Source organism: Streptomyces sp. SolWspMP-5a-2 (genome assembly GCF_900091845.1).
GTDB classification, from domain to species: Bacteria; Actinomycetota; Actinomycetes; order Streptomycetales; family Streptomycetaceae; genus Streptomyces; species Streptomyces doudnae.
In genome coordinates, this window is record NZ_FMCI01000048.1 from 1 (window position 1) to 16,294 (window position 16,294).

Below are 16,294 nucleotides of genomic sequence, written 5' to 3' on the forward strand. Positions count from 1 at the left end.
AGGGGTGGCCCCAGGTGGCGCAGGCGGTCCCGAACTCCCGCCCGCCGCAGGCGTGGTGGCGGAGCCGGAGGGGCCGTCCAGCGGGACGAGCGCCACCCCCGCCGTCGGCCGCGCGGGCGCCGCGGAGACGTCAGGCGCCGCCCCGCCCGGAGCGAGATAGGCGTCCCGCCCGTCCCCGCCGCCGCAGGCCGCCAGCGCCCCGCCCAGCGACAGGACGGCCGCCGCCGCCGTGATCAGGGCGCCCCGGTGGCCGCGGGCCCAGGTGTCACGCGTCCCGGAGTCGGTTCGAAGCATCGCGCCATGGTGACTGACGCTCCGTCAAAGAGGAACCCCGCGGCGCACTTCACCCCCGGCGGTTCGCGCGAGGAGAGCCGGACGGTCGGACCGTCCGGCCGTCACCGCTGCCGGGTCGGCCCGGCTCAGTCGGAGATGAGGCCCTCGCGCAGTTGCGAGAGGGTGCGGGTGAGCAGGCGCGAGACGTGCATCTGGGAGATGCCGACCTCCTCGCCGATCTGCGACTGGGTCATGTTGGCGAAGAAGCGCAGCATGATGATCCGGCGCTCCCGGGGCGGCAGCTTGGCCAGCAGCGGCTTGAGCGACTCGCGGTACTCGACGCCCTCCAGGGCGGTGTCCTCGTAGCCGAGGCGGTCCGCGAGGGAGCCCTCGCCGCCGTCGTCCTCCGGGGCCGGGGAGTCGAGCGAGGAGGCCGTGTAGGCGTTGCCGACCGCGAGGCCGTCGACGACGTCCTCCTCGGACACCCCGAGCACATGGGCGAGTTCGGCGACGGTCGGCGAGCGGTCCAGCTTCTGCGACAGCTCGTCGCTGGCCTTGGTGAGGGCCAGGCGCAGCTCCTGCAGGCGGCGCGGGACCCGCACCGACCAGGAGGTGTCGCGGAAGAACCGCTTGATCTCGCCGACCACCGTCGGCATCGCGAACGTGGGGAACTCCACGCCGCGTTCGCAGTCGAAGCGGTCGATCGCCTTGATCAGGCCGATGGTGCCGACCTGGACGATGTCCTCCATCGGCTCGTTGCGCGAGCGGAAGCGGGCCGCCGCGTAGCGCACGAGCGGGAGGTTCAGCTCGATCAGGGTGTCCCGGACGTAGGCGCGCTCGGGGCTGTCCTCGGCGAGCGCGGCGAGCCGCAGGAACAGGGAGCGGGACAGGGTGCGGGTGTCGATGGCTTCCGAGGCCGTGGGAGGCGCCGGGGCCGCGGGGGCCTCCAGCACCTGTACATCGTCGATCGCGGCGTCGGGCGCGGACTCGCTCTTCGTGAGCGTGAGCACCTTCGAGCTGCCCTGGTCTGCGGACATGCCACCCCCTTTGGGTCGCGGGACGGTCGTGACGAACGCTCCGGACGAGGAACGCCAGCCTTCACCTGAATACCGGAGCCGGGGCCACGGCAAACGCGTCTCCGGCAGAATGTCACATGTCGGCAACACGCTGTAGTGACATGTCGACATGTGAAACGCGAAAAGGCCCTGGAAGAAGGGGGTCTGACGGTGATTCGGGCCGAAAACACGCGCAACCGCCCTGGTGAGCGATTCGCTCGTGGCGGTTACGCCTCGATCCTGTTTGCGGATCGCAGCCGCTGGAAGCTACGCGCCAGTAGCCGGGACACGTGCATCTGGGAGACGCCGAGTTCGGCGCTGATCTGCGACTGGGTGAGGTTGCTGTAGTACCGCAGCAGCAGGATGCGCTGCTCCCGCTCGGGGAGCTGGACCAGGAGGTGGCGGACCAGGTCGCGGTGTTCCACGCCGTCCAGGGCCGGGTCCTCGTAGCCGAGCCGGTCGAGCAGCCCCGGCAGCCCGTCGCCCTCCTGCGCGGCCTCCAGGGAGGTCGCGTGGTACGAGCGCCCGGCCTCGATGCAGGAGAGCACCTCGTCCTCGCCGATGCGCAGCCGCTCGGCGATCTCGGCGGTGGTCGGGGTCCGTCCGAAGGCCGTGGTCAGGTCCTCGGTCGCGCCGTTGACCTGCACCCACAGCTCGTGCAGCCGGCGCGGGACGTGGACGGTGCGGACGTTGTCGCGGAAGTACCGCTTGATCTCGCCGACGACCGTCGGCATCGCGAAGGTCGGGAACTGCACGCCCCGCTCGGGGTCGAAGCGGTCGATCGCGTTGATGAGCCCGATCGTGCCGACCTGGATCACGTCCTCCATCGGCTCGTTGCGCGAGCGGAAGCGGGCCGCCGCGTAGCGCACGAGCGGGAGGTTCGCCTCGATGAGCGCCGCGCGCACCCGGTTGTGCTCCGGCGTGCCCGGGAGGAGGTCCTTGAGTTCGGCGAAGAGCACCTGGGTGAGCGCCCGGGTGTCGGCGCCGCGGCTGCGCTGCGGGGTCTCCGTGACTTCCTGGACCTCCTGCGGAGGCGCTGTACTGGCCGACACGGTCAACGCCACCTCTTCTTCGGTCAACTCATCCGTCAAAAGCGGTCATAGCATCACAAGACATGTGCACTGTGTGCAAGCACCCCATAACACCGTGTTGAGGGTCAGTTGGGACATAAAGCACAAAAAGGCCCCCCGCCGTACGGCGGAGGGCCCGGCGGGGGGCAGGCTCAGCGGGCCTCGTAGGCGTAGTCCGCGATCACCCAGGTGGAGAACTCCTTCCACAGGGCGACCCCGGCCTGGTGCTCCGGGTGGACCAGATAGCGGTGCAGCGCCTCGGGATCGTCGAAGCCGGAGTTGATGGCGAAGTCGTGGGCGATGGGGCGGTCGCTGATGTTCCAGCCCAGCTCCCAGAACCGGATCTCCGGGATCGTGCCCTCCAGCGAGCGGAAGGCCTCGACGCCCTCGACGACCCTCGGGTCGTCCCGCCGCACGCCCTCGTCGAGCTTGAACAGCACCAGGTGGCGGATCATGAGTTCCCTCCGTTGGCGGCCCAGGTCATGAAGTCGCCGATGGCCTTCGCGGCGTCCGATATGCCCTCGAAGCCTATCTGGACGTACCCCGCGGCCCCCTTCGGGTCCGTGATGATCACGTAGAAGACGAAGACCACGATCACGTAGACGGCGATCTTCTTGATGTTCACCGCCACCGCGGCCTCCCCTGTGACTGCTGCGCCTGGTGCCTGCCCTGTGGATCAGGTCGGCGGCGAGTGTAACCTCCGGGGCCGCCGGAGAGGTCAACCACCTGTGGAAGAACGGTGTTCGGCGCCCCGGCGGTGAACGCGCGAAGGGCCCCGTCTTGCGACGGGGCCCTTCTGAAGCGGTAGCGGAGGGATTTGAACCCTCGGTGACGGGTTACGCCACACTCGCTTTCGAGGCGAGCTCCTTCGGCCGCTCGGACACGCTACCGAGAGAGACCTTACAACACCGGGGGCCGTGCTCCGAAATCGGTGGTCAGGGAGTGCGGAAGAACGCCGTCAGCAGCCGGGCGCAGTCCTCCGCGAGGACGCCCTCGACCACTTCGGGACGGTGGTTGAGGCGGCGGTCGCGGACGACGTCCCAGAGCGAACCGGCCGCGCCCGCCTTCTCGTCGCGGGCGCCGTAGACCACGCGGTCCACCCGGGACTGCACGAGCGCCCCCGCGCACATCGTGCAGGGTTCCAGGGTGACCACGAGGGTGCAGCCGGACAGCCGCCAGTCGCCGGTCCGCGCGGCGGCCCTGCGGAGCGCCAGGACCTCCGCGTGGGCCGTGGGATCGCCGGTCGCCTCGCGCTCGTTGTGCCCCGCCCCGAGCACCGTGACGGCGTCCGGGGCGAGGACGACGGCGCCGACGGGCACGTCGTCACCGGCCTGCCCGGCCTCGGCCAGGGCGAGCCGCATCGCGGCCCGCCACGGGTCGCGGACCGGGTCGGGGAGCGGGTAGGGGTCGGGGGCGGGGTCAGCGGACGGTCTCCAGTACCTCCGAGGCGCCCAGGGCCTCGGCGATGTCGCCGAGCGCGTCGTCGTCGAGGGCGCTCAGCTCCTTCTCGCCGACCCCGAGGTCCGCGAGGATCGAGACGTCGCCCACCGGGCCCGACGGCACGGAGTCGACGGAGTCGTCGTCCCCGTCGTCGTCCGGCTCGCCGTCCTCGGTGCCGTCGAGGTCGAGGTCGTCGAGGTCGATGGAACCGTCCTTGCCGAGCAGTTCGTCGGTGAGCAGCAGCTCACCGTACGAGCTGCGGGCTGCTGCGGCGGCGTTCGAGACATAGACGCGCGGGTCCTCCTCACCGTCCACCCGGACGATGCCGAACCAGGACTCCTCCTGCTCGATGAAGACGAGGACGGTGTCGTCGTCTTCACCGGCGGACTCCCGGGCCAGATCGGCCAGGTCGGCCAGGGTCTCCACATCGTCGAGCTCCGTGTCGCTCGCTTCCCACCCGTCTTCGGTGCGCGCGAGCAGTGCGGCGAAGTACACCGTGACTCTCCCACTGGTCTGAGGCGTGCCGGTTGGGGGTCCTCCCGGCGGAGGTTACGGGCGGGGAGAGCTGTGCTCCGAGCCCCACCCACTCGGAATCGTGGCAGAAACGAGGCGTCCAGGGGACGTCTTCCGCTCCCTGTGTCCGGCTGTTTCGACCGGGCGCCGGTAAAGACCTCACCAGCGCACTCGTTGCCGCCACGAGCGGATCGTACGCGGCTTTCCCGCGCGCCCACGCACGGCCACCCGGTCAACGCCCTTGGCAGCGGGGATCTTTTGGCCGCGGGGGCGCTACCAGCGGAACGTCCGCATGCGCATCGCGTGGCGCAGCCTGGCCACCTTGGCGCGGCGCGGCTGGACCCGGTCGCGCAGTTCGCGGGCCTCGGCGAGGTCGCGCAGGAATCGGGCGCGGCGCCGCCGGCGCTCCGACTCGCTCTCCTGGGCGGAGACCTCACGCCCGGGGGGAGTCAGCGGCGACGTCAGCGGCGACGACAGGTCCCGGTCGGTATCGCGGTCAGGCAGGTCAGGCATCGGCTCATCACCCCAGTCCGTCCGTCCACCTTCCCCCGGACGGGCGGTTTGATGCCAGGGTGAACGGGCCCGGGGGCCCGGTTACTGTTGTGGACATGCGTCTCCACGTCGTCGACCACCCACTGGTCGCCCACAAGCTCACCACGCTGCGCGACCAGCGCACCGACTCCGCGACCTTCCGCCGTCTCGCCGACGAGCTGGTCACCCTGCTCGCCTACGAGGCCACCCGTGACGTCCGCACCGAACAGGTCGACATCACGACGCCGGTCGCCTCGACGACGGGCGTCAAGCTCTCCTACCCGCGCCCCCTGGTGGTGCCGATCCTGCGGGCGGGGCTCGGCATGCTGGACGGCATGGTCCGGCTGCTGCCGACGGCCGAGGTGGGCTTCCTCGGCATGATCCGCAACGAGGAGACCCTCCAGGCCTCCACGTACGCCACCCGCATGCCCGAGGACCTCTCCGGCCGCCAGGTCTACGTCCTCGACCCGATGCTGGCCACCGGCGGCACGCTGGTCGCGGCCATCCAGGAGCTGATGCGGCGCGGCGCCGACGACGTCACCGCGGTGGTGCTGCTGGCCGCCCCCGAGGGCGTCGAGATCATGGAGCGCGAGCTGGCCGGGAGCCCGGTGACGGTCGTGACGGCCGCCGTCGACGACCACCTCAACGACCTCGGCTACATCGTGCCGGGCCTCGGTGACGCGGGCGACCGCCTCTACGGGGCGGCCGAGTAGCGCGAGCGGTACGACCGCTCAGCAGGTCTTCTTCTTCGACGACGCGGCGGGCGTCGGCTCCGGCGCGGCCAGTTCGGCCAGCGCCTTGTCGGCGGCCGCCTTCGCCGTCAGCGACGTGAAGCCGGTGCCGAGGATCAGGTCGACGTCGGTGCCCTTGCGGGCCGCGTCGGTGCGCCGCTCGGCGTCGCCGAGCTGGGTGCCGAGCACGGGCAGCGCGCTGTCCAGGGCGGCCTTGGGGCCGAGCAGCAGGCCGCTGCCGGGGACCTTCTTGTCGTACTCCTTGGTGGCGTTGCCCACCTCGCCGATCTTGAAGCCGCGCTTCTTCAGCTCGTCGGCGGTCTCCTTGGCGAGGCCGCTGCGGGGCGTCGCGTTGAGCACGTTGACGGTGATCTCGCCGGGCACGGGCAGCGGGCCCTTGCGCGCGGCGGCCTGCGAGGCGCTCGCCTTCGGGGACGGGCAGCCGGCCGCCGAGTTGGCCGCGGAGGCCTTCCCGCCGCCGGTGAAGACGTCGACGAGCTGCAGGGTTCCCCAGCCGACCAGGCCGAGCGCGGCGACCGAGGCGACCACCAGGACCGCGAGCCTGCCGCGCCGCCGGCGCTGCCGCATCCGCGGGTACACGTCCCCGCTGATCCGGTACTTGCCGCCCATACCCGGGGGAGTCAGCATGCTCATGAACGCAGCGTAGTGCGACCCGGCGGTGATTCCTACTAGATGATCATCGGTCGGCCCACAGGAGAACCCGAAAGGGGCAACCGGTGGGCGGAACGGCTCAGTCCAGTTCCAGCACGCGGGCGTGCAGCACCTGCCGCTGCTGGAGCGCGGCGCGCACCGCCCGGTGCAGTCCGTCCTCCAGGTAGAGGTCGCCCTGCCACTTCACGACGTGCGCGAACAGGTCGCCGTAGAACGTCGAGTCCTCGGCGAGGAGGGTCTCCAGGTCGAGCTGCCCCTTGGTCGTCACGAGCTGATCGAGGCGGACCGGGCGTGGCGCGACGTCCGCCCACTGCCGGGTGCTCTCCCGGCCGTGGTCGGGGTACGGCCGGCCGTTTCCGATGCGCTTGAAGATCACACGGAAAGCCTACCGGCCCAGACGTTCCGGGCGCAGCCATGGCGGCGGAGTGCGAGGCTGGAAAAGACGTCTCCAACCAGGGCAAACCGGGAACAGGGGTCCGACATGAGCGACAGCGAGAGCGCGGCCGCGGCCGCCGCCCCCGGCCCCGCGGAGAGCGCTCCAGGGCTCCCGCCGGAGGCCGCCGCGATCGCCCGCGGCTACGCCTCCACCGGGCCCGCGCTCGACCTGGGCGCGCTGCTGTGGGACGGCCGGTGCCTGCCGGGGGCGCCGGTCCGCGTCCCGCTGGCCGCGCTGACCCGGCACGGCCTGGTCGCGGGCGCCACCGGCACCGGCAAGACCAAGACGCTCCAGCTGATCGCCGAGCAGCTCTCGGCGGTGGGCGTGCCGGTCTTCCTCGCGGACGTCAAGGGCGACCTGTCGGGGATCTCCGCACCGGGCGAGCCGGGCGACGCGGTGCGCGCGCGGTCCGCGGAGGTGGGCGGACGGCCGTGGACGGCGACCGGGTTCCCGGCCGCGTTCTACGCGCTCGGCGGCGCGGGCTCCGGCGTCCCGGTGCGGGCCACCGTCACCAGCTTCGGGCCGGTGCTGCTGGCGAAGGTGCTCCAGCTCAACCGGACCCAGGAGCAGTCCCTCGCGCTGATCTTCCACTACGCCGACACCAAGGGCCTCGAACTCCTCGACCTCAAGGACCTGCGGGCCGTCGTCGCCTTCCTCACCTCGGACGAGGGGCGGCCCGAACTGAAGGAGATCGGCGGCCTGTCCACGGCGACCGCGGGGGTGATCCTGCGGTCCCTGACCGCGTTCGAGGCGCAGGGGGCGGCCGCGTTCTTCGGGGAGCCGGAGTTCGACTCGGGCGAGCTGCTGGCCACCGCGCCCGACGGACGCGGCCTGGTCTCCGTCCTCGAACTGTCCGCCGTCCAGGACCGGCCCGCGCTGTTCTCGACGTTCCTGATGTGGCTGCTCGCCGACCTCTTCCACGACCTGCCCGAGGTCGGGGACGTGCAGCGGCCGAAGCTGGTGTTCTTCTTCGACGAGGCGCACCTCCTCTTCGACGGCGCCTCCGCCGCGTTCCTCGACGCGATCACCCGGACCGTGCGGCTCATTCGCTCGAAAGGTGTCGGCGTCTTCTTCGTCACGCAGAGCCCGAAGGACGTGCCGCCCGACGTCCTCGGCCAGCTCGGCAACCGGGTCCAGCACGCGCTGCGCGCCTTCACCCCGGACGACCGCAAGGCGCTCAGGGAGACGGTGCGGACGTTCCCGGACTCCGCGTACGACCTGGAGGAGCTGCTGACCTCGCTCGGCACCGGCGAGGCCGTCGTCACCGTGCTCGACGAGCGGGGCGCGCCGACGCCGGTGGCGGCCACCCGGCTGCGGGCGCCCGAGTCGCTGATGGGCCCGGTCGGCGCCGCGGCCCTGGACCGGGCGGTCGAGGCGTCCCCCGGGTACGCGCGGTACGCGCGGGCCGTGGACCGCGAGTCGGCCTACGAGAAGCTGACGGCGGCCCGTGAGGCGGCGCCCGGGACGCCGGCGACGGCACCGGCGGACAAGGGGAAGAGGGAGCCCTCGGTGGTCGAACAGGTCGTCGGCAGCGGGATGTTCGCGTCGCTGGCCCGTTCGATCGGCACCCAGGTGGGCCGCGAGATCACCCGCTCCCTCTTCGGGACGGCCAGGCGCCGCAGGTGAGGACGGCGACCGCCCGCCCGTGACGCGTCGGGCGGGGGCGCCGGGCCCCGGCGGGTCCGGCGCCCCCGCCGCCGTCGGGACCGCCCTCCGCGGGGAGCGGCGGGTCCGTCCGGCGGATCGGGCTCAGCGGGTCCTGGTCAGCGGGTCCGGCTCGCGCGGGACCTGGGGGACCTGGGGGACCTGAGAGGTCTGCGGGGCCTGGGGGGCCTGCGGGGGTCGCTGGGCGCGCTGGCTCTGCTCGGTGTGCGGGACCTGCCGGGTGTGCTGGCTCTGCTGAGCCTGCGGGGCCCGCTGGGCCGCCTTCTTCCGGGGTTTCGGCTCGTGTTCGGGTTCCCTGCTGCGGACGGCCTCGGCGCGCAGCAGGGCGCGCAGGACCGCGTACGGGTCTGTGGGCATGACGGTGTTCCTCGTGATTCGTGCGAGGTGCTGAGGGACCGGGCGGGAGCGGGGTCTGTCAGCAGCGCAGGACCACGGAGCGCAGGATGCGCGGGGCGGGCGCGGGAGCGGCCGGTCCTGGCGGCGGCCGGTGGGCCGCCGCGTCCGGGGCCGGGGCGGGCAGGGGAGCGGGGCGGGGCGGGGAGGCGATCCGCTGGGCGGGGTGCGCCGCGGGCCGGGCCGCCGCTTCCGTGACGCCGTACTCGGCCTCCATGGACGAGGTCAGGGCCGGAGCCGTGTACGCCTCGGTCGGCACGAGCAGGGCGAGCAGCAGGACGAAGGTCCGCAGCCACTGCCGGCGGGGGAGACGTCGCGCGATGCTCACGGGTCCTATTTCCCCACCCGGAGTAGGGGTTTCATCACTTTGGCCGTGGAATTCGCCCGCAATGACTATTTGTCACACAGTGGCTGGAATGTGCTGGGCCCGGCCCCGGATGCGGAGCGCGGTGACGATCTCGACGACGCCGACCGCGACCAGCCAGATGCCTCCGACGAGGGTGAGGACGGCGACCGACTCGAACGGTGAGTCGATCAGCACCACACCCGCCACGAACGTCACGATCCCGAGGAAGATCTGCCAGCCGCGGGCGGGCATGGTCCGGTCGGAGGCGGCGGCCAGGGTCTGGGTGACGCCCCGGATCAGCCAGCCGATGCCGATCCACAGGGCGAGCAGCAGGATCGACTGCATCGGGCCGCGGAAGCAGAACAGGCCCAGCAGGACGGACACCGTGCCGCTGACGAAGGCCAGCACGCGCAGCGCCGTCCTGCGGTGCGTGCCGAACGCGGCGACGAGCTGGAAGACGCCGCTGATCACCAGGTAGAGGCCGAACAGGACACCGGCGGCGCGCAGGGAGGCGCCCGGCCAGACCAGCACCAGCACGCCGAGGACGAGCGAGGCGACGCCGGTCAGCAGGACGACCTGCCAGGCGGCCCGGGACAGGGCGTGCAGGGGGCCTTCGAAGGGCGGCTCGTCGTGCCCGTAGGGGGAGGTGCCGCCGGCGGGGTGGTCGCGGTGGTCCTGGCTCCAGGAGCCGTGCGATGGCTGCGTCATGGTCCATGCTCTGAACCCGCGCGCCCGTCCCGCCACCGCTGACGGCCACCCGGCTGACCCGCCCGCCGCGCCCCGGCGGCTACCCGCCTGACTTCGCGGACTTCGCTGACCCGGTGGACTTCGCCGACCTGGCGGACCCGGTGGACTTCGCCGCCGTCCCGGACTTCCCGGTCGTCGCCGCTTTCTCGGCCTTCTTCGCCTTCTCGGCTTTCTCGGCCTTCGCCGCCGCCTTCATCTCCTGCTTGTGGGCCCTGACCCGGGCCAGCGAATCAGGTCCGGTGATGTCGGCCACCGAGCGGAAGGAGTCCGGCTCGCCGTAGGCGCCCGCCGCCTCCCGCCAGCCCCGCGGGCGCACCCCGAGCTGCTTGCCGAGCAGGGCCAGGAAGATCTGCGCCTTCTGCCGGCCGAAGCCGGGCAGTTCCTGGAGGCGGCGCAGCAGTTCGGCGCCGTCGTCGACGCCCTTCCAGACCAGCTCGGCGTTGCCGTCGTAGTGCTCGACGAGGTACTGGCACAGCTGCTGGACACGTCCCGCCATCGAGCCGGGGTAGCGGTGCACGGCGGGCTTCTCGGCCAGCAGCGCGGCGAAGGCGTCCGGGTCCTGGACGGCGATGTCGTGCGCGTCGAGGTCGGCGGCCGCCAGCCGGTCCGCGATGGTGCGCGGTCCCCTGAACGCCCACTCCATCGGCACCTGCTGGTCGAGCAGCATGCCGGTCAGCGCGGCGAGCGGGGACCGCCCGAGGAGCGCGTCCGCGTCGGGGTCCTGGGCGAGGTGAAGGGTGACGTCCATGCCTCGATGATCGCGCGCCCGGCGTCAGCCCGCGCGCCAGTACCCCAGCGCGTGCGTGCGCTCCCTGGCGACGCCCAGTTCCTTGCGGACGTAGGCGGACAGGGTCCGGGTGGTGCGGGTGTCGCAGGCGATCCACACGTACGGCGCCGGGTCGGCGGCGAGCGCCTCGGGGAGTTCGGCGCGGACCCGTGCGACGAGGTCGCCGCGGGCCACCCGGCGCACCTCGTGGCGGCCTGGTCCGGCGCGGAAGGGCAGGCCCTCGCCGCCGCCCTCGAACCAGACGGTGGCCGGGGCGGTGGCGAACGCGCCGAGCAGGGAGTTGATCGCGGGCAGCGACGCGGGGTCGCCGATCGCGAGGACGCGGCCCGGCGCGGGCTCGGGCGGCTCGAAGCCGGTGCCCTGGACGGTGGCCTCGATCGTGTCACCGGGGGCCGCGGCGCGGGCCCAGTCGCTGGCGGCGCCCTCGTGCAGGGCGAACTCGAAGGAGAAGGTGCCGGTGGCGGGGTCCGGGTCGACCAGGGTGTAGGCCCGCTGGTGCGGCCTGCCCGCGTTGTCGAACCAGAGCCTGACCCACATCGTCGGGTGGACGCCGGTCGCGGCGAGCAGCCCGCCGTCGTCCAGGCGCAGCCTCCGGTACTCCGGGGTGACGTCCTCGACCCCGGTGACCGTGAGGGTGAAGTCCTTCGCCCGCATCAGCCGGAGGACCGTGCCCTCCCAGCCCCGCCCCTGCGCCATGCCGTCTCCACCCCTCGCGTACGATTCCTCCACCGATTACTTAGGTAAGGCTAACCTAAAAGTCAGGAGGGTCCCAGGGTGGGCACCGAGATCTACCGCGATGCGTGGGGCATCCCGCATCTGCGCGCCGGCGGCGTCCTCGAACTGGCCCGCGCCCAGGGCCGGGTGACCGCCCGGGACCGCTCCTGGCAACTGGAGGTCGAACGCCACCGGGCCCAGGGCACCTCGGCCGCCTTCCTCGGCCCCGACGCCGTCTCCTGGGACGTCCTGGCCCGCCGCGCCCGCCTCGACGACACCGCGCGACGCTGCTTCGACGCGCTGGCCGCCGCCGACCCGGAGACCGCGGACTGGGTCAGGGCCTACGTCGACGGCGTCAACGAAGGGCTCACCGGCGGGCCCGAGTTCACCGCCACCGGCCTCGCCCCCGGCCGCTGGGAGCCCTGGACCCCGCTCGGCGTCTGGCTCGCCGTCCACATCCTGTTCGCCGGGTTCCCGGCCAAGCTGTGGCGCGAGGAGGCCGTCCGGCACCTCGGCGACGACGCCGTCGGCCTCTTCGCCACCGACGGACCCGGCACCTCCGGCAGCAACGGCTGGCTGGTCGCCGGCGCCCGCACCACCACCGGGCACGCGGTCATCGCGGGCGACCCGCACCGCTTCATCGAGGACCCCGGCGTCTACCAGCAGATCCACCTGTCCTGCCCGGAGTTCGACGTCGTCGGCCTCGCCGTCCCCGGCGTCCCCGGCATCGCCCACTTCGGCCACACCGGCACCGTCGCCTGGGCCATCACCAACGCCATGGCCGACTACCACGACCTCTACCGGGAACGGCTGCGCCGCACCGGCGCCGGGGTCGAGGCCCTGGGCCCGGACGGCAGATGGCACCGGGCCGCCCGGCACACCGAGACCGTCGAGGTGGCGGGCGAGGAACCCGTCGAGGTCGAGGTCGTCGAGACCGGCCGCGGACCGGTGGTCATCGGCGGCCCCGAGGGGCTCGACGCGGGCGTGCCGGACGCCCGGCCGCTCGCCGTCAGCCTCCGCTACCCGCCCCGCGTCACCCACGACCTCGGTTTCGGCGCGCTGCTGCCGCTGCTGCGGGCCCGCCGGGTCGCCGACGTCGACCGGGCCCTCGACGGCTGGGCCGAGCCGGTCAACGTGGTGCAGGCCGCCGACACCGAGGGCGGCACGCTGCACCGGGTCGCCGGGCGGGTGCCGGTGCGCGCCGCCGCCAACGGCGTGCGCCTCGTGCCCGCCTGGGAACCCGGGCACGAGTGGCGCGGCTGGCACCCGGCGCCCCGCGCCCGGCTCACCGACGGCGTCGCCGTCATGGCCAACCAGCGCGGCCCCGCCACCCCGCTCGGCGTCGAGTTCGCCCCGCCGCACCGCGCCGACCGCATCGCCGCCCTGCTCGCCCGGCGGGAGCGGTGGGCGCCCGCCGACATCCCCGCCATCCACCTCGACACCCGGCTCGCCTCCGCGGGACCGCTCCTCGACCGCCTCGCCGCGCTCGACGGCCTGACCCCCGGCGCCGCAGGCCTCCGCGACCGGCTGCTGCGCTGGGACCGCCACATGGACGCCGACAGCGCCGACGCCGCCCGGTACGCGGCCGTGCGCGGCGCCGTCGTCCGACTCCTCGCCGCCCGACCGGAGTTCGCCGCGCTCGCCGTGCCGCCCGCCTACCCCGACGTCTTCCACCCCTGGCTCGCCTTCGTGCCCCGCGTCGCCTTCGCCCTCGAACACCTGCTGCGCGCCGAGGAGTTGTACGGCATCGACCGGGACGCCGTGGTCCGCGCCGCCGTCGAGGAGGTCGCCGCCCGGCCGCCCGCGGGCACCTGGGGCGACACCCACCGGCTCGCCCCCTGGCGGGCCCTGACCACCACCGCGTACGACGAACCCGGGCTCTCCGGGGACCACGACTGCGTGCTGGCCACCTCCTCCGTCCCCGGCCTCACCGACCTCAGCGGACGCGGCCCCTCGGCCCGGTACGTCTGGGACCTGGCCCGCCGCGACGACAGCCGCTGGGTGGTCCCGTTCGGGGCCTGCGGCGTCCCCGGCTCACCGCACCACCGCGACCAGCTCGCGCTCTGGCACACCGGCCGACTCGCCCCCGTCATCACCGACTTCGACCAGCTCACCCGGGAGACCGACGATGTCTGACCCCTACGCCCACCGCGCCACCCTGCACCAGCGGGCGGTCGACGGCTTCGGCACCGTCCGCGTGCTCGACCTCGACCCCGAGGCCGACGCGCCCGTCGTCCACTCCTGGGTGCGCGAGGAACGCGCCGCGTTCTGGGGCATGAACGGTCACACGGTCCGCCAAGTCGCCGAGGTGTACGCCCACTTGGCCACCCTCGACACCCACCACGCCCACCTGGTCGTCAAGGACGGCACGCCCGCCGCGCTCCTGCAGACCTACGAACCCGCCGCCGACCGGGTCGGCGACTGCTACCTGGTGCTCCCCGGCGACATCGGCGTCCACCTGCTCCTGGCGCCCGCGGGCCCGGACGGCGCCCGGCCCGGCTGGTCGGCCGCGCTGCTCGGGGTCGTCGCCGGGTACGTGCTGGGCACGCTGGACCGCACCCGGGTGGTCGTCGACCCGGACGTCCGCAACGAGCGGGCGATCGCCCGGTTCCTGCGGCAGGGCTTCACCCCCGGCGAGACCGTCGTCCTGCCCGAGATCGACCTCCCGGACGTCCACCTGCCCGAGAAGAGGGCCCAACTGGCGTTCCTGGAACGGGCGGTAGCCTTCCCCGGATGAGCACCGGCCGCCCGCAGCCGAGACCCGGCACGCCCGTCCCCGCGACCGCGCCCCCCGGCACGGTGAGCGTTGTGCCCCCGCCGCCCGTACCTCTGCCCGAGGCGGAGCGTCGTACGACGGAGAGTGACGTGGGGTGTGACGGTGACGGGACACGCGGCGGAGCGCGGCAACGGCGACGGCAGCGGGGCGGCGCCGGGCGGCTCACCGGCACCCGGGCCCGCCCCGGGCTCCCCCGCTCCCCCCGTCCCCGACGACGGCTTCAGGGGCTGGTGCTGCTGGCGTCCGTGCTGGTCCTGCTCGTCCTCGGCGGGGCGGGCACCGCGTCCGCCCACGCCGCCCTGCGCGCCACCGACCCCGGCGACGGAGCCGTCGTCCCCACCGCCCCCCGGCAGCTCACCCTGACCTTCACCGAGTCCGTCGCCCTGCTCGACGACTCCTTCCGGATCCTGGACCCGCAGAACCGGCGCGTGGACACGGGCGCCCCCGGACACGGACCCGGCGGCGCCGCCACCGCCCGGGTCGCCCTGCCCGCCGGCCTCCCGCAGGGCACCTACGTGGTCGTCTGGCGGGTGGTGTCGGCCGACAGCCACCCCGTCTCCGGCGCGTTCACCTTCTCCGTCGGCAAGGCGTCCCCGACCCTGGCCGTCACCACCGCGGGCCCCACCGAGGACCCGGCCACCGCGAGCCTGCACAACATGGGCCGCTACCTGGCCTACCTGGCGGCGGCCCTGCTCATCGGCACCGCCGCCTTCATCGCCCTGTGCCGCCCGGCCGACCGCGCCCCCCTGCGCGCCCCGCTGCGGATCGGCTGGTGGACGCTGCTGGGCGCCACCCTGCTCCTGCTGGTGCTGCGCGCCCCCTACGAGACGGGCGCCGGACCCGCGGCCGCCCTCGACGCCACCGCCTTCGCCCGCACCCTCACCGGCCGCCCCGGCATCGCCCTGCTGGCCCGCGTCGCCCTGCTGCTGGTGGCCGCCCTCTGGCTCCGCGGGCTGCCCGACCGCGCCCGCCTCTCCCGCCCGGCCCGCGCGGCGGGCGGCGCCCTCGCCGTCGGCCTCGCCCTCACCTGGGCGGCGGCCGAACACGCCTCGGCGGGCATCCAGGTGCCGGTGGCCGTCGGGTCGGCGGTGCTGCACCTGCTGGCCATGGCGGTCTGGCTCGGCGGTCTCGGCGCCCTGCTGCTCACCCTCCGCCGCGGCGCCGACCCGGACCCGGCCACCGTCACCCGGTTCTCCCGGATCGCCTTCGCCTCGGTGGCCGTCCTCGTCGTCACCGGCGTCTACCAGTCCTGGCGCGGCCTCGGCTCCTGGGACGCCCTCACCGGCACCACCTACGGCCTGCTGCTCACCGCCAAACTGGCCGCCGTCGTCCTGCTCCTGGCGGCCGCCGCCCTCTCCCGCCGCTGGACCGCCCGGCTGGCGGCGGCACCCCCCGGGGACCTCCGGACCCCCGGCGACCCCGAGACCTCCGAGGACATCGCGACCTCCGGCGCCCCCGGACCCCCGGCGACCCGGTGGACGCCCCCGGCCCGCCGCTCCGCCGGGTCCTGCGCCGCTCGGTGCTCGCCGAGGTCGCCGTCGGGGTCGTGGTGCTGGTGATCAGCACGGTGCTCAGCGGGACGCTGCCGGGCCGGGCGGCGGCCGAGGCGGCGGCGGAGGGCCCCGCGACCGCGGGCGGGCTGCCCGCCGCGTCCGTGACGACGATCCCGTTCGACGCCGGCATCCCCGGCGGCACGGGCAAGGTGCAGATCACCCTGGACCCGGGCCGGGTCGGCGCCAACGGCGTGCAGGCGGTCGTCTACGGACCCGACGGCGGCCTCTCCGCCGTCCCCGAACTCCGCCTCGCGCTCACCCTGCCCGCCCAGGACATCGGCCCCCTCGACGCCAGGATCCGGGACACCGGCGGCTACTGGACCGCCACCGGCCTCACGGTCCCGCTCGCCGGCACCTGGACGATGAAGGTCACCGTCCGCGTCTCCGACCTGGACCAGGTGACCGTCAGCGCGCCGGTGCGCATCACGGGATAGCGGCGCCGCGCGGCCGGACGGTCACAGTTCCCCCAAAAGCTCGACGGCGACCCTTGACCCCCGACCTGACATGCCGCTGTCATTACGGCCACGATGTCCGGTCAGGTTGTTTTCTGGTCGATTTCGATTGTTTCGATGTGGCGTTTCCATGGCCGAAC

18 protein-coding genes, 1 tRNA gene and 2 pseudogenes are annotated in these 16,294 nt (G+C 73.8%); 5 read left to right on the forward strand and 16 right to left on the reverse strand.

All coding sequences use genetic code 11. The features are described from left to right. The 9 genes and pseudogenes from GA0115242_RS04220 to GA0115242_RS04260 all read right to left on the reverse strand — a co-directional run. Positions 1-294 (reverse strand): annotated as a pseudogene (locus GA0115242_RS04220) (hypothetical protein); the annotation flags it as partial. A gap of 125 nt (positions 295-419) precedes the next feature. Further along, the gene (locus GA0115242_RS04225; protein ID WP_093824652.1) at positions 420-1,310 is read right to left on the reverse strand and encodes an RNA polymerase sigma factor SigF; all 891 of its coding nucleotides are present in this window, start codon (positions 1,308-1,310) and stop codon (positions 420-422) included. Between the two features lie 245 nt (positions 1,311-1,555). Continuing rightward, positions 1,556-2,419, reverse strand: coding sequence for an RNA polymerase sigma factor SigF (locus GA0115242_RS04230; RefSeq protein WP_093824654.1), 864 nt, complete (start codon positions 2,417-2,419; stop codon positions 1,556-1,558). Positions 2,420-2,550: 131 nt separating this feature from the next. Beyond that, positions 2,551-2,853, reverse strand: a complete 303-nt coding sequence (locus GA0115242_RS04235; RefSeq protein WP_093824656.1) for a Dabb family protein — start codon at positions 2,851-2,853, stop codon at positions 2,551-2,553. Further along, the gene (locus GA0115242_RS04240; RefSeq protein ID WP_093824658.1) at positions 2,850-3,029 is read right to left on the reverse strand and encodes a hypothetical protein; all 180 of its coding nucleotides are present in this window, start codon (positions 3,027-3,029) and stop codon (positions 2,850-2,852) included. Before GA0115242_RS04240 ends, GA0115242_RS04235 begins: the two co-directional genes overlap by 4 nt. A gap of 171 nt (positions 3,030-3,200) precedes the next feature. Beyond that, positions 3,201-3,288, reverse strand: a tRNA-Ser gene (locus tag GA0115242_RS04245). A gap of 45 nt (positions 3,289-3,333) precedes the next feature. Beyond that, positions 3,334-3,759, reverse strand: coding sequence for a tRNA adenosine(34) deaminase TadA (gene tadA, locus GA0115242_RS04250; protein ID WP_093824660.1), 426 nt, complete (start codon positions 3,757-3,759; stop codon positions 3,334-3,336). Between the two features lie 58 nt (positions 3,760-3,817). Continuing rightward, the gene (locus tag GA0115242_RS04255; RefSeq protein WP_093824662.1) at positions 3,818-4,333 is read right to left on the reverse strand and encodes a tRNA adenosine deaminase-associated protein; all 516 of its coding nucleotides are present in this window, start codon (positions 4,331-4,333) and stop codon (positions 3,818-3,820) included. 291 nt (positions 4,334-4,624) lie between these two features. After that, a complete protein-coding gene (locus GA0115242_RS04260; RefSeq protein WP_093824748.1) occupies positions 4,625-4,855 on the reverse strand; it encodes a hypothetical protein in 231 nt (76 codons plus the stop codon). Between the two features lie 104 nt (positions 4,856-4,959). Here GA0115242_RS04260 and upp point away from each other — a divergent pair, with 104 nt between their 5' ends. Next, on the forward strand, positions 4,960-5,595 hold the full coding sequence (gene upp, locus GA0115242_RS04265; RefSeq protein WP_093824750.1) for a uracil phosphoribosyltransferase: 636 nt from the start codon (positions 4,960-4,962) through the stop codon (positions 5,593-5,595). A gap of 18 nt (positions 5,596-5,613) precedes the next feature. Here upp and GA0115242_RS04270 read toward each other — a convergent pair whose 3' ends face one another. Together GA0115242_RS04270 and GA0115242_RS04275 are read right to left on the reverse strand one after the other, a co-directional pair. Then, positions 5,614-6,267, reverse strand: a complete 654-nt coding sequence (locus tag GA0115242_RS04270; protein ID WP_237548795.1) for a LytR C-terminal domain-containing protein — start codon at positions 6,265-6,267, stop codon at positions 5,614-5,616. 97 nt (positions 6,268-6,364) lie between these two features. After that, positions 6,365-6,661 (reverse strand): type II toxin-antitoxin system VapB family antitoxin, encoded by a 297-nt coding sequence (locus tag GA0115242_RS04275; protein WP_003999914.1) that lies wholly within the window; start codon positions 6,659-6,661, stop codon positions 6,365-6,367. A gap of 105 nt (positions 6,662-6,766) precedes the next feature. Between GA0115242_RS04275 and GA0115242_RS04280 the strand changes: the two genes are divergently transcribed. Next, a complete protein-coding gene (locus GA0115242_RS04280) occupies positions 6,767-8,347 on the forward strand; it encodes a helicase HerA-like domain-containing protein (protein WP_093824666.1) in 1,581 nt (526 codons plus the stop codon). Positions 8,348-8,470: 123 nt separating this feature from the next. On the opposite strand, the gene GA0115242_RS04285 is transcribed toward GA0115242_RS04280, so the two are convergent. The 5 genes from GA0115242_RS04285 to GA0115242_RS04305 all read right to left on the reverse strand — a co-directional run bounded on the left by GA0115242_RS04285 (position 8,471) and on the right by GA0115242_RS04305 (position 11,355). Then, complete coding sequence (locus GA0115242_RS04285; RefSeq protein ID WP_093824668.1) at positions 8,471-8,743, reverse strand: hypothetical protein; 273 nt, start codon at positions 8,741-8,743, stop codon at positions 8,471-8,473. Positions 8,744-8,801: 58 nt separating this feature from the next. Beyond that, positions 8,802-9,107 carry a hypothetical protein gene (locus tag GA0115242_RS40240; protein ID WP_093824670.1) on the reverse strand — a complete coding sequence of 102 codons (306 nt, stop codon included), beginning with the start codon at positions 9,105-9,107 and terminating at the stop codon, positions 8,802-8,804. A gap of 72 nt (positions 9,108-9,179) precedes the next feature. Continuing rightward, the gene (locus tag GA0115242_RS04295; protein ID WP_093824673.1) at positions 9,180-9,833 is read right to left on the reverse strand and encodes an HdeD family acid-resistance protein; all 654 of its coding nucleotides are present in this window, start codon (positions 9,831-9,833) and stop codon (positions 9,180-9,182) included. A 79-nt stretch (positions 9,834-9,912) separates the two neighbouring features. Beyond that, complete coding sequence (locus GA0115242_RS04300) at positions 9,913-10,620, reverse strand: HhH-GPD-type base excision DNA repair protein (RefSeq protein ID WP_093824675.1); 708 nt, start codon at positions 10,618-10,620, stop codon at positions 9,913-9,915. Between the two features lie 24 nt (positions 10,621-10,644). Continuing rightward, positions 10,645-11,355 carry a siderophore-interacting protein gene (locus GA0115242_RS04305; RefSeq protein WP_093824677.1) on the reverse strand — a complete coding sequence of 237 codons (711 nt, stop codon included), beginning with the start codon at positions 11,353-11,355 and terminating at the stop codon, positions 10,645-10,647. 78 nt (positions 11,356-11,433) lie between these two features. Here GA0115242_RS04305 and GA0115242_RS04310 point away from each other — a divergent pair, with 78 nt between their 5' ends. The 3 genes and pseudogenes from GA0115242_RS04310 (at position 11,434) to GA0115242_RS04320 (ending at position 16,136) form a co-directional block, all read left to right on the forward strand. Continuing rightward, on the forward strand, positions 11,434-13,509 hold the full coding sequence (locus tag GA0115242_RS04310) for a penicillin acylase family protein (protein ID WP_093824679.1): 2,076 nt from the start codon (positions 11,434-11,436) through the stop codon (positions 13,507-13,509). Next, the gene (locus tag GA0115242_RS04315; RefSeq protein WP_093824681.1) at positions 13,502-14,110 is read left to right on the forward strand and encodes a GNAT family N-acetyltransferase; all 609 of its coding nucleotides are present in this window, start codon (positions 13,502-13,504) and stop codon (positions 14,108-14,110) included. Before GA0115242_RS04310 ends, GA0115242_RS04315 begins: the two co-directional genes overlap by 8 nt. Positions 14,111-14,379: 269 nt before the next feature. Further along, positions 14,380-16,136 (forward strand): annotated as a pseudogene (locus GA0115242_RS04320) (copper resistance protein CopC). The last annotated feature ends 158 nt before the right edge of the window (positions 16,137-16,294 follow it).

Coding starts and splice junctions, on each gene's coding strand:
- GA0115242_RS04225 (WP_093824652.1), bottom strand. CDS start 1,310: ATGTCCGCAGACCAGGGCAGCTCGAAGGTGCTCACGCTCACGAAGAGC.
- GA0115242_RS04235 (WP_093824656.1), bottom strand. CDS start 2,853: ATGATCCGCCACCTGGTGCTGTTCAAGCTCGACGAGGGCGTGCGGCGG.
- tadA (WP_093824660.1), bottom strand. CDS start 3,759: ATGCGGCTCGCCCTGGCCGAGGCCGGGCAGGCCGGTGACGACGTGCCC.
- upp (WP_093824750.1), top strand. CDS start 4,960: ATGCGTCTCCACGTCGTCGACCACCCACTGGTCGCCCACAAGCTCACC.
- GA0115242_RS04270 (WP_237548795.1), bottom strand. CDS start 6,267: ATGAGCATGCTGACTCCCCCGGGTATGGGCGGCAAGTACCGGATCAGC.
- GA0115242_RS04280 (WP_093824666.1), top strand. CDS start 6,767: ATGAGCGACAGCGAGAGCGCGGCCGCGGCCGCCGCCCCCGGCCCCGCG.
- GA0115242_RS04285 (WP_093824668.1), bottom strand. CDS start 8,743: ATGCCCACAGACCCGTACGCGGTCCTGCGCGCCCTGCTGCGCGCCGAG.
- GA0115242_RS04295 (WP_093824673.1), bottom strand. CDS start 9,833: ATGACGCAGCCATCGCACGGCTCCTGGAGCCAGGACCACCGCGACCAC.
- GA0115242_RS04300 (WP_093824675.1), bottom strand. CDS start 10,620: ATGGACGTCACCCTTCACCTCGCCCAGGACCCCGACGCGGACGCGCTC.
- GA0115242_RS04305 (WP_093824677.1), bottom strand. CDS start 11,355: ATGGCGCAGGGGCGGGGCTGGGAGGGCACGGTCCTCCGGCTGATGCGG.
- GA0115242_RS04315 (WP_093824681.1), top strand. CDS start 13,502: ATGTCTGACCCCTACGCCCACCGCGCCACCCTGCACCAGCGGGCGGTC.